The organism is Neoluteolibacter marinus, from assembly GCF_014904755.1.
Classification (GTDB): Bacteria; Verrucomicrobiota; Verrucomicrobiia; order Verrucomicrobiales; family Akkermansiaceae; genus Haloferula; species Haloferula marina.
The window spans coordinates 23,316-35,970 of sequence record NZ_JACZFQ010000021.1; the positions used below are offsets into that span (position 1 = coordinate 23,316).

The window sequence follows — 12,655 nt, forward strand, 5'->3', positions numbered from 1 at the left end:
AACCATGGCTGAAGTTTTCCCATCCACACCCCAAGCCCCCGGACTCCCCGAAACACTCGCCACGATCGTCAAATGGCGCGACGTGCCGACCCCGATGTCCGAGGAGGACTTCGGCACCGCCGTGAAGGAGCTCGATACCATTGTCGAGGCCCTGCAGGAGAAACCCGATGCACCCAGCCGCTCCGCGCTCGCGCTGGCGCGCGTGGTCCTCGGCAATCTCCACCGCGACCACGGATTGATCGACCATGCGACCCCCTTTTATGACGCCGCCCTTGCTACCCCCGCGGACCTCGACGACGGCAGCCCTCACGGCAAGCATGAGCTCGCGAATACGCTCAACAATCGCGGCCTTTGTACGATGGCCCGCGGTGACGAGGAATCACTGAACGGGGCTCTCGGTGATTTCGACCGGTCCATCGCGCTGCGCAAGGAGCTGCCGCTCGACGAGGAGGAAGGATACCGCTGGGAGCTTGCCACCAACCTCATCAACCGCGGCGACCTGCTGCACCGGCTCGGTGAACGGGAAGAGGAAGCCCGCCTCAGCTACGATGAGGCCATCTCCCTGTTGCGCGGACTTCCCTACACTGAAAACCCGGCCGCATTGCAGCGCCTTGCATTGGCCACGGCCAACCGGGGACTGGTCGCCAGCGACCACGACGAGGCCCGTCGCCAGTTCGAGGAAGCCATCGCCCTCCTGCCTTCCCCGCAGAACCCGTCCCAGTTGCTGACCCTGTGCAGCGCCCTGCTCAACCGTGGCCGGCACTCCCTGCAGGTGGTCCACGATTTCGACGCGACCGCCGACGATGCGCGCCAGGTGATCAGCCTTCTTTCACAGCACGAAAAGCAGCATCCTGCCCCGGCGGAACTGGCCCTGCAGGCACGCCACCTCCTCGCCCACTCGCTCTGCGCCTGGCTTGATGAGGAGCAACAAGGACCGGGACTCAAGGAGGATTGGGTTGGCGACGCCACCGACACGGTCGAGGAGGGACTCGCCGTCGAACGCCACTGGGAGCGCCAGGGCTTCGGAGGCCTGCGACCGATCGCCTGCGAACTTTTCCAACTCGGCCTCCACGTTTATCGGGTTTGCCAGCCGCACTTTTTCGCCGAATTCCTGGTCGAGTCGATGGATCCTCAAGCTTCGCCCGGAGCACCGTTCGCCGATCCGAACTTCCAGGCCGCGGCGGGTCAGGCCTTGCGCCACGCGGTGAATGAAACCGCCCAACGGGCGACGTCCGCCGCCCTCGATCCGGAGCTCGCAGCCAAGCAAACCAAGATCCTCGCCTCCTTGCGTGCCGCCGACGAAAGACTCGCCGCATTGCAAAAAGCATCGAACCCGGCCTAGACCATCGCCAGGCGCACTTAGTTGCATGAAATTTCATTGCGCTTGGTGAAATTTTGACCGAAATTGGGTCTCTCTCCGGAGAGCCCTGATTTCGGTCATTTTTTTATCTCATTTGCGACATCCACGACCCGTCGCAGCGAGATTTTGGTAGATTTCGCTAAGTTTGATGGATTCGTGACATTTGTTCGGGACACTGGATGACCGGTGATAACCATGTATATTCATCCGATCTGCGTTTCCCGCTAAACCCAAAGCAGCGTAGCGACGTTGAAAAGTAGCCAAACCCGTTCCAGTTGCGTCCGATGAACCCAAGCACTCGCAAAAACCCGAAAGATCGAGGATTTGCCCTCGTGATCACACTTAGCCTGATGGTCCTGCTCACCGTGATCGGTGTCGGGCTTCTCTCGCTGAGTGCCATCTCGCTCCGCACTTCCTCCGCCGGCGACGCCAATGCCCAGGCAATCGCCAATGCCCGCCTCGCCATCGTTCTCGCCATCGGGGAACTGCAAAAACAAAGCGGCGACGACCGCCGAATCACCGCCGACGCCTCGATCACCGGCAGCACCGGCCAACCGCACCTGGTCGGCGTCTGGGACTCGTGGACTCCGAACTTCATTTCCCGGCCCAACCTTTCGGCGCCGAACTACGACTCGCAGAAGGAAACCAGCTTCCGCTCCTGGCTCGCCTCATCGCCGAATCCCACCGAACTGACCGACCGGGCCTGGGCAGATTCAGGATCCGGCGGCGACTGGGTTTCCCTGTTCACAGAGGACCGCGATGGCTTCGATCTCAGCGCCCCGTCGGTGGCCACCGACACCGGAGGTTTCGCCTGGGTGGTGTCCCAGGAAAACACGAAGGCCAAGGTCAACGTCGCCGGACCCGACGATCGCGACCCGACCGGCAACTCGGTGCTTCAAGCCCAGGCCCGCCCGTCCTTGGCTGCGTCGAAAGTCCTGCAGGATCCCGACTCGGACTGGAACCGTCGCGCCAACCGGGTGCTTTCGTTCAACCAGGTCAGTTTGGATTCGGATTTGATCTCTGATCCAAAGAGCGCTCCCTCCACGGGCGCAAGCTACACCGTTCATTCGCAGGGCGTCCTCTCCGACGTGGTCCGCGGCGGCCTCAAGGTCGATCTCAATCTCGGCTTCGAGATGAGCGACTCGGACTTCGCCAAGGACACCTGGGGCGACACTGAAAACCCCTTCCGCTCGCCCAACAGCCGCGCTCCATTCTCGTCGGCCTCCACCTACAAGGGTGAGCTGTCGATCTTCCGGCCGTTGACGACCAACGCGATCATCTCCAACACCACCAACTTCGCGCCGGCGTCGGTCGCCGACCGCTTTTACGCCGGGGGAGTTCCAACCTTCGATCATTTGCGGTCCTTCTACCGCATTCCCCATCACCTCTACGGTGGCAGCGGCACGCCAACCGTCGCCGAACGCGGCCCCGACCATGTTGCAGTCAAAATCGACCGCGCACCGGGTGGAACCTATTATGCCCCCTCCGATCCGCCTCAGGGAAGAAACTCCCAGCTGTCCGTCCGGCCGGTCCTCAACCGCATGGTTTACCTTTTGAGCGCATCGCTCGGCAGCGACAGCCAAGTGAGGCTGGTGATCACCCCGATCATCTCGCTGTGGAACCCATACAACACGGCCCTCGAAATTGAGGGTGCCGTTGCCTTCCCGTGGATCGACGTTCCATTCACCATCGACTGGCAAATCCGCACCACCTCCGGCACCAAGAACTACGGCGTCAGCATGTCCCAGATCATGGGCAGACAGTTCGAGAGCCAAAGCCACGGTCGTTCGGTGGATCCCTACTTCTTCTGCGCCATCACGGCCGGTGGCGGCGGCAGCACCACCGCCCCGATCCGCTTCGAACCGGGCGAAGTCCGTGTCTTCGTGCCCACCTCGCCGACACCGGTGGAATTCATCCGCCACGGCTCCAATCTCCAGCGCACTGTCCCGATGCGCCCGGTGGACGATGCATCCCAGATGAACACCCGCGGTGGACTGGCCGTGCCGATGCGCGGCGGCATCAATGGCACGGGCTTCGATTACACCGTGAAGCGCGGCGAATCGGTCAGCACCGCCGTCAACGCGCTCAACAATTCTTACCACTACTTCGTTTCCCTCGAAGACTCGGCCCGGATCAAGAATCCCTCCGATGCGACGCGAGGTGAGGCGGTCTCCGCGGTGCAGGTCCTGAACTTCAGCTCCGCGGTGACCCGGGTCTCCTCCCCGCTCCGCAGCTACGACGCGCTCAAGACCATCACCCAGCCCTTCGGAGTCCTTGAAACCTATCATCGGGTTGCCAAGCAAGGCCTGACGGGGCAAGCGATCGCGGACCTAGTTTACACCACCAACCCGCGGCACGCGTCGATCAACCACCTGCTTTCCGCCGGCAGCTTCCCGGTCGCGCCTCATTACCAGTCGACCTTGCGCGCGGTTTCTTCATTCGACGGCGCGATCCAGACCACCAGTGACGGCCGTCGCTCGTTCTGGGGACCGTCCCAATCGTCGTCGGGTGAGTCGCAACTGCCCTTCTTCGAAATCCCGCGTGAGCCGATGCTTTCCCTGGCCGCGTTCCAAAGCGCGGACCTGGCAACGTCCACCTTCTCGCCTTCGAACCAGTTCGCCAACAGTTGGGCTTCGCCCTATCTGGGCCGGAACCGTGCCAGCAACCTCGACCGCTCGAAGATCTCTGCCGGGGTTCCGATCTACGACGTCTCCTACCTCTCCAACGAGGCGCTGTGGGACAGCTTCTTCTTCAGCGGCGCCGCCCCGCGCTTGAGCCCGGGAACCAGCGGTTCCCCGTCGAATGCCTGGCAAAACGACATTGCCAGCGTGACCCGTTCGACCGAGCAGATCCTGAACAACTTCGTCAAGGACCCCCTGAACCAGCCGCTCGCCAATCCACGGATGCGCCTGCGCAAGGGCGGCCTCAGCGACGACGAGCTCGTGGAGGAACTTCTCGACCCTGCCGGCTGCACCAAGATCGCATCCCATCTGATGGTGGACGGCGCTTTCAACATCAACTCCACCGATGTCGAAGCCTGGGTCGCGGTTCTCTCCGGCATGCGCGGCCAGGACTTCGAGGTCGAACGCGGCCAGGCTCCTTCCGACGCTCTCACCGCATTCCCGCGCTTCCGCCATCCTTCCGGTGAAAATGGCGACAACTGGGACGGCTTCCGGGCACTTTCCGAGGGCCAGATCCGCACCCTGGCCGAGGGCATCGTCGAGCAGGTCAAGCTGCGCGGCCCCTTCCTCTCCCTTGCGGAATTCGTCAACCGCCGGGTTGAAAACAGCGACCTCGGCCGGAGCGGTGCCATCCAAACCGCCATCGACCAGGCCAACTTCAATGACAGCGCCCAGCAGGCGCAGTTCTCGACGAACTATTATCCGGCCGAAGCCCGCGGTCACATCAACCCGGACACCGGGGTCGGCATCCCGGGCTACCTGACCCAAGCCGATGTCCTGCAGTCGCTCGCGCCGGTGATCACGCCGCGATCGGACACCTTCACCATCCGCGGTTACGGCGAAGCGAAGGATTCGAATGGCAAGGTGATCGCCCGCGCCTGGTGCGAAGCCGTGGTGCAGCGCACGCCTGAATTCCTTGATGCGACGGATCCAGCCGATACGCTCCTCGACGCGACCAAGGAGGTGAACCAGACCTTCGGACGCCGCTACGAGATCGTTTCGTTCCGCCACATTCCTCGCTCCGAGATCCAGAACACCCTGTAATTTCACCGACCGTGTCTTTTTTCAGTCGCTCCACTCTCGCCGCCATCGTTGCGGGCGCCTTCACTCTCCAGGGAACGCTGCTCGCCGGCAGCATCCGCTTCTTGCCTTGGGACGATACTGTCGCGGGACGACAGCTTGGATTCCAGGGAGGCAAGGATGTGGTCGAGCTTCAGGACCTCCATCCCGGCCAGCGCTCAAAGGCGTTCCAGGTGGGAGGCGAGGATTCCGTTCCCAAGCTGGTCGCCCTCGACAAAACCAGCGCCGACGGCAAACAGGTGTCGGTCGACATCAAGCTGGGTTCGGGCTTCAAGTCGCCGCTCGTCCTGATCATTCCGGATCCCAAGCACCCCACGGGGGTCCGTCCCTTTGTCATCGAGGACGACACCGCGAACTTCGCGTGGGGAAGCGTCCGCGTCTTGAATGCGACCGGCAGGGAACTGCTGATATTGCACGAGAAGATCGTGAAGAAGCTTCCCAAGACCTGGAAGCCCGTCGACATCGTCCAGCAAGGCAAAACCCGGAATGTCGGCGTACAAGTTGCCGCTCCTGAGAAGCCCAAGGACATTCTTTACTCCGCGGTCTGGGAACATGACCCCAACGTCCGGAAGCTCGTGTTCATCGTACCCGGCACCGATGCCAGGACGGGGGTCGTCGATTTCAAGATCGTCCCCGAGAACCGTCTTGTGGTCGCAGCCGAGCAGGTGACCGCGGAAGCCAAGGATTGACCCGCACTCGGGCTCGACGCTTCAGCGCCACGCGTTGTGTCCCCAGCCAAACAGCGAGAAGCCTGCGAGGATGATTAATCCGAGCAGGATCACCGCCGTCGCCCACCAGTACCATTTCACGCCCGTGCGACGATGAGGCTTTCCCCCGAACTCCCGGGCGATGAATTCATCATAGTCGAAGTCCTCATCCGGGAGCCCCAGGGCGTCTAGCTTGGAATCCTGTTCCCACCCGTGCTTCGGGCGTGCCTTCACCCTGCGACGGCGCTTGAGCCCTTTCGCGGGAGGATTGCAATGGGGACATCTCCGCGAGCCGACGCGAACTTCTTTGTCGCATCCGGGGCAGAGATAAGTGTCCACGCTCACAGCGATCACCCTGCCCTCACCTCGGCCATTGCGCCAGCAGGTTTTCAATCTGTCGTCGTATTTCCTCGTTTTCCAGCCGAAGCAGTTTCGAGTCGAGCGACACCGGATCCAGTTCAGCAAGGGAGCGTGACAGGACGAAAACGGCTTCGATCCGGACCTCGTCGCACGCCGCCGTCATCCATGCGGCCATGCCAGGTGGATCTGAATCCAGCCATCCGGGAAACACTTCCTTGATGGCTGCCATCCGGGTCGCGCCCGGCCGCAAGGTGGTGATCCATGCGGCCGCCGCCACCGGGTGTTGCTCCGCCAAGCACCGAGACAATTGAACCGTCGCCCGATCCTTGGCCTCGCACTCCGGCACGGCATCGAGAACCGACAGTGCCCGCTGCCGATCCCGGGCGGCGATCACCATGGCGACCATGCTGATCGCCTCGCATTGCTCATCGGGGGATTCCAATGCATGGACCCACTCGAGGGCCGCGGCAGGATCCTCCTCCGCCAACCGCATGGCGTGATGACCCGCCAACCGTTTCGCCGCGGTTCCTCCCGGACCCAGCTCGGCAAAGGCCTCGCCGGCAAGAGCAAGGTCAATATCGAGCGCATTCCAGGCCACTGCCTCCAGCGAGCGCTCCCTTGTCTCGCGATCATCATCCTGAACAGCGCGATCAAGGTCGACCCGCAGCGCACTCCTGAAATCAGCCGGTGATTCCATACGACGTGGTTCCGCCGATCGATGTGTCTTGCGGACTTCCGGGCGGTTCGCGGCTACTCCTCCATCCCTGCGCGCATCGCATGCCACGAAACACAGGAAAGTGAGCAGAGGGAAATGACGGAGACGACTCACGGCGACAAGGTGATGTGGCTGAAATCTGCCGTGATCGTTTCGCTCAGGCTTCCCGAACAAACCCCGAGGCCAAAATAACAGGTGGCGGGCAACTCTGCGGTCAGGCTTCCGATCTGGATCCAGGTCAATCCGTCGGAACTCTTGAATGCGGTGATCCGGCTTCCCGTGCGGACCAGGCGCACCCACGCATCCGGAAGCAACGCGCTCCCGCTGCTGCTGGTCGAAGTGTTTCCATTGTAGCCGGTCCGCCTCACCCACCGGCAGCTTCCGTCGCCTGCCGCGCCGAGGAACACGTGACGGGAATTCCCGGCGAGCGTGTCGCGGATCATCACTCCCGCCAATGCGCCCGGGTCCGCATTGTCACCCATCGACTCGACGCGCGCGGTGATGCTCCCGTCGGTCGCCATCGGCTGCCAAACGTACTGAAAGCGATCCATTCGTCCCGACAGATTCCCCGACCCAGTCACCTCCATCAGGCCATCCGATTGATCGACGCCACCCTCGATCCCGATGCCAACCGATTGCCACGGCAAGGGCAGGCCTTCCGAGGCAACCTCGATCAGGAGCTGCGCCTCGTCGAACAAACCTCCGGGATCGCTTGCCCTGACGGTGAAGACATTGAGGCCGGCACTTCCGGCGGGAGGCGTCCCTGACAAGCTGCCGTCTTCAGCGACCGCCAGCCACCCGGGGCCGGCGATCTTGGCGTAGACCAGTGCCTGTCCGGCATCCGGATCGATGGCACTTCCGGAGAGGGAGGCTCCGGTGTAGCCGACCAGCTCACGCCCGCCCTCCCGGACGACGGGATCGAACTGAAACGAAGGAGGTGAATATGCAGGCATCACCTCGATGCCAAGCGTCGCTCCGGCGATCGATCCGCTCGGATCCCTGACGTCGACACCGAAGTAATTCCATCCAGCGTCCCCGCCTGCCGGAGTCCCCGAGAGAGTTCCGTCCTCCGATACTTGCAGCCAGGCCGGGCCGGACGTCTTCCGAAACGCGAGCGTGTCTCCCGCATCGGGATCATAAGCCAGGGAGGCGATGCTCGCGAAGTACGCCTGCCCCTCGTTCGCCGCGACGGCGGAAATACCGGGACTCAAGAAAGCCGGAGGATCGTTGACGTTGATCACCTCGATCACCGCCATTGCCTCGCCATAGGCACCGGCGTTGTCCGTGGCTCGAACAATGAGCGAGTTCGTTCCCACGAAGTCGTTTCCAGGTGTTCCGAGCAGTGACCCATCCGCCGACACCAAGAGCCAATCCGGACCCGCAACTTTCGAGTAGCTGATCGCATCCTGCGGGTCGATATCCACGCCAAGACCCTCCAACGATGTTAGGTAGAGCTGGTCTTCGGACGCGTCTGGCAACGACAAATAAGCGTCCACGAAGACCGGGGGATCATTGACGTTCACGACCTCGATCGTGAGAATCACCTCGTCGAAAAGCCCGCCGTAATCCGTGACCCGGATCGTGAACTGATTGGATCCGACGTCGCCGTTCGACGGCACCCCGTCCAGCTGCCCGTCTTCTTCAACCACGAGCCAGGACGGCCCACTAATCTTCTCGTAGATCAGGACATCTCCCGCATCCGGGTCGTGGGCGCTGAGCATGTAGCTGACCGGTTGATCCTCGAGACCGCCCAGTTCGATGGACTCGGAATAGAATGCCGGCGGCAGGTTCGAACTTTCCACGGTGATGACCACCGACCGTGACGTCGTCTTGAGCGGATAGAGCCCCCCCAGCCCCATGTCCTGCGCGGCCACGGTCAAATAGTGATCCCCCGGCTCCATCCTCGACGCGTCGGCCACCGTGATCTGACCCGTCGCTGGATCGATCGCGAACACCCCCTCGCTCAGCTCCTCGGTGATGGTATAGACCAAGGACTCACCCTCGGGATCGAGCGCCGACATCCAACCCACCGAGGATCCGTCGGGCGCTTCCTCGCCGAGGGTGAATCCCCCTCCCTGCGAGGCGAAAACAGGGGCCGTGTTGAGATCGTAGGGCTGCAATGCACTTCCCGGCACCACTTGGATGCCATCGATCCCGGGGCCGCTCCAGCCCACCCTCAGATGGTCGTCGCCGGCACCTTCCTTGTGCACGGCCTCGATGTAGTACTTTTGACCGGCTGTTAGATTCACCGGCTCCGAGGTCTGGGAGGCGAGCTTGGTCCATTCGTCGTATCCGCTCCAGCCCTGGATCCTCGCGACCTCGGTCGCCGACCCGGCCGCCGAACTGCTGCCCAACAAGAGAATCGAGCTGTCGTCGGACGAGAGGTGGAACCGGTAGGTGCCGCTGACCGGAGGAATCAGCAAGGCGCGCACCCGCGAGCCATAGTTATCGCCCGAGTTCTCTCCCGTATCGAAAGACGTTAGGATTCGGGTTTCGTCGGGATGGTAGGGATAGCGAGGGTTCCCCGTCAGCGACGCCACGGTCCCCAAGGAGATTCCCTGCCATACCTGCTGATAGATGCCGGGATTCGCAAACCACCCCGCGGGCAGGACATTCACGGTCACCGTCCCCGAGCCCGACAGCTCGGGAGAACCGTCGTCGGAAACCGCGATGGTCAATTGATGGGCCGCTTGTTCGGCATGACTCAACCAGGCGCCTGGTGCCACACTCAGTTCACCGCTTTCCGGATCGATCTCAAAGAGACCGGAATCATTTCCGCCCGTGATGACGAAGTCGCCGTGTCCATCGTCCAGATTTACATCGGCGACCCGGACGAAACCCACCGGATGGCCCGGAAACGCTTCCTCGGCGACGTCGAAGCTCTCCTCCACCACTGCCGGCGCGTAGTTCTGCCGGTATGGAGCCACGTAGAGCCCCTTGAGCAACTGCTTTGAAAAGCCCGGCCCGTACCAAGCCACCGCAAGATGGTCACCACCGTCGCCTTCCTTGTGCCGGGCTTCGATGTAGTAGGGAACCCCCGCCGTCAGCGTCACGTAGGCGGAGCGCTGGGAACCGAAGTTCGGCCAGGAATAGCGCTTCGACCAACTGCTGACCGTGGCCATCGTCGTCACCGCAGCGGGATCGGCAGAGCTGCTCAATAGCAACTCGCTGGCGTCGTCCGAAGAAATCCAGAAGCGATAGGTTCCGGTCGCCGGGGGAATCAAGTAGCCGCGGATGGTGCTGCCAAATTCGTCGCCGTGCCCGTCGCCATCGAAATCATCCAGGAATTCCTCGCTGTCCGGATGGTCGGGCCACGTGACCGCCCCGGTCAGATCCGCCACCGTGCTGCCGGCGATCCCCTCGAAATAGGTCCGCACCACCTGTCCCGGCCGGAGTCCCTCGGCAATGTCCACCAACGTCATGGTCACGGTCAGGTAGGCGAGACCCCGGGGTGTTCCCTGGTCGGCAACCTCGATCGTCAGCGGCAAGGTCGTCGTCCCACTCACCTCGATCTCCGCCGCCACACTCAGTTCACCGGTGCCAGCATCGATCGCGAACCATTGCTCCGGGTCGCCGGCGATGATCCTGAACTCGGGAAAGTCGAAATGATCCTCATCAACCGCCTCGACCTTCAGCAACGGCTTGCCGACGATCGTCCGCTCCAACATGACGAGCGAGGCATCGGTGACCGTCGGAGCTTCGTTGATGTCCTCCACCGAGATCACCACCCGGATCTGCTCGTTCAACGCCGGTTCAGCGACGTCCAGAATGTCCACGAGCAGTTCGATCACCGCAGGCTCGTCCCAACGAGTGGAAAGCGGCTCAAAGTCAATCTTAGCCGGATCCGCCACCCGGATCTCGCCGGTCAAGGGATCAAGAACGAACTTCGCCCCTTCGTTCCCTGACGCGATGCTCCATGACAAGATCGACTCGCCGTGTTCAAGACGCGCAGCCACGAAGCCCACCGATGCACCCGCGTCCGCATTCTCCACAACCGACAACCGCTGCGCCGCGACGCCACCCGACACATTCCCGCTGATCAAATAGGTTCCCAGCGAGGCGTAGTCCGTGTAGCCATCGACCAAGGGGTCTCCTCGTCCAGTGCCACGCACTCGTAGCAAGTAATCACCGGCCGGCACGATGGAGCTCAAGGCGGCCGACAGCTCAAGGTCAGGGTTCGACGCTTCCAGTACTTCGCCGCTTCCGGCCTCCACCAGCTCGGCCAGAATATCGAGGTTCGGGCCGGATTCCGCGGGATCGATTTGGAAATGCACCTCGCCCCCTGTCGTCGAGAAGCGGAAGGCATCCATGTCTCCCGTCGTCTCGATGATCCCTTCCCCGGTGACCGCCCCGTCGTCGAACACCTCGAGGTAGCGGGCGGTCGCCGTCGTTGCCCCGGCGTCGTCGAGCCGGTAGGTGAGATCGTTGTTCGTGGACGCAATGATCTCGAGGTCATCCTGCGCCTGGTTGGCACCACTGTATTCTCCTTGGGACCACTGGGTCAGGTTCCGCGAGTAGCCCACGCCCATGATGGGGGCCCACCCGGTCGGACCGGTGCCACCATGGCCCTCGTAGTAGGTCTCCGTCACCCCGTCCACTTCACGCCCGTCGTGGCTCAGCCCGAGCGCGTGGCCCACCTCGTGGGAGATCACCTCGGCGGCGGCTTTGCCCGCGGAATAGAATGCCCAGCAGACGGTGTCACCCGACCAGTTGTAGGAGCCGATGTAGGAGACGCCCCCGCTGCCCGGTGCCGCCGTGGTTGTCGGTGTCACCACGACGTGTTGGCGGCGACCCTCGGCGGCATTGTCGAACACCCTGCGGTCGGTGGTCACGTTCAGGTCGAACCCTTGGAAGTCTTCCGCCACCATCTGCCAGACCTGCTGGATCTGGCTATTCGTGGACCCGGCTGCCTCCGCATCGAAGTCCCCCCAGCCCGCGAACGGCCCCTCCTCCCCGTCGAAATCCAAATAGATCACTCCCACCGCGCCCGGCAGGCTCTGCAAGGGCAGGACCGATTGATAGGACGGAATCGGAATGTCCGACGGATGCGTTTGCGGCGCTTGCTCGGTCAATGAAACCTCCGGCGCCTCCGTCAGGTACCCCACGCAGAGGATCCCATCCCGATGTTCCTCCACCAGAGCCGGCGATCCGCCTGGACCGACTGGAGCCACCTTCCAACCCCACTCGCCGCGATCGGGAACGATATTCCCAACCAGGTGCCCTGCCACGCCTTCCACCGTTTGGCGCTGGAAAAAGAATCGTCCGGCTTCGGGTTCGATCAGCCTCCCTTCAACCCGGACGATACCATCCGCGTCATGATCCATGGCCGTCACTTCGCCCTTGGTCGCACGGCCATCCGGTAGCTGCACCGACCAGATGCCGCCCCTCACCGAGGTGTCGAGGAAATTGGCTGGCAAGGCCACCGGCCTCGCCTTTCGGCGATCTGGAACTCTTCCGGCAAGCCGTTGGTCCGGACCTGCACGCTGCACGTCCCGGACGACGCTCCCGGCCGGAATCTCCGGGGGGGGGATCGCTGATTTGGAGCCGGAACCGTGGGTTGAATGGAACAGCTCCGTCAATGCGGCCACGACAAGCGTGGCCAGAATCGCCGGGTTGCGCTTCATGCAGTGGGGGGAACACGGGGGAAACCGCGTTGGCTAACATGCCGGATCCGCGACCATCGTGCAAGAAGCAAACTTGCCGTTGAAGCTCCAGCTCAGTCGGTTACCCGGTCACGGACTCTAGCAGACTA

General features: G+C 62.7%; 6 protein-coding genes. 3 read left to right on the forward strand and 3 right to left on the reverse strand.

Features of this window, described 5'->3' with window-relative positions:
• The first annotated feature begins 4 nt into the window (after positions 1-4).
• The 3 genes from IG178_RS05245 to IG178_RS05255 all read left to right on the forward strand — a co-directional run bounded on the left by IG178_RS05245 (position 5) and on the right by IG178_RS05255 (position 5,810).
• Positions 5-1,342, forward strand: a complete 1,338-nt coding sequence (locus IG178_RS05245; protein ID WP_193211475.1) for a tetratricopeptide repeat protein — start codon at positions 5-7, stop codon at positions 1,340-1,342.
• A gap of 350 nt (positions 1,343-1,692) precedes the next feature.
• Positions 1,693-5,085 carry a hypothetical protein gene (locus tag IG178_RS05250; protein WP_193211476.1) on the forward strand — a complete coding sequence of 1,131 codons (3,393 nt, stop codon included), beginning with the start codon at positions 1,693-1,695 and terminating at the stop codon, positions 5,083-5,085.
• A gap of 11 nt (positions 5,086-5,096) precedes the next feature.
• Positions 5,097-5,810, forward strand: a complete 714-nt coding sequence (locus IG178_RS05255; protein ID WP_193211477.1) for a hypothetical protein — start codon at positions 5,097-5,099, stop codon at positions 5,808-5,810.
• A 21-nt stretch (positions 5,811-5,831) separates the two neighbouring features.
• Here the strand turns inward: IG178_RS05255 and IG178_RS05260 are convergent, their stop codons facing one another.
• From IG178_RS05260 to IG178_RS05270, 3 genes are all read right to left on the reverse strand, one after another.
• Positions 5,832-6,062: a hypothetical protein gene (locus tag IG178_RS05260; RefSeq protein WP_193211478.1), complete on the reverse strand. Its 231-nt coding sequence runs from the start codon at positions 6,060-6,062 to the stop codon at positions 5,832-5,834.
• Between the two features lie 127 nt (positions 6,063-6,189).
• Entirely contained in the window at positions 6,190-7,017 is an 828-nt protein-coding gene (locus tag IG178_RS05265) for a hypothetical protein (protein ID WP_193211479.1), read from the reverse strand.
• Positions 7,014-12,326 carry a cadherin domain-containing protein gene (locus IG178_RS05270; RefSeq protein WP_193211480.1) on the reverse strand — a complete coding sequence of 1,771 codons (5,313 nt, stop codon included), beginning with the start codon at positions 12,324-12,326 and terminating at the stop codon, positions 7,014-7,016. The genes IG178_RS05265 and IG178_RS05270 overlap by 4 nt, the downstream gene beginning before the upstream one ends.
• Positions 12,327-12,655: the final 329 nt, after the last annotated feature.

What these genes read in the sequence shown, in the direction of transcription:
- IG178_RS05245 (WP_193211475.1), top strand. Translation starts at nt 5, where the DNA reads ATGGCTGAAGTTTTCCCATCCACACCCCAAGCCCCCGGACTCCCCGAA.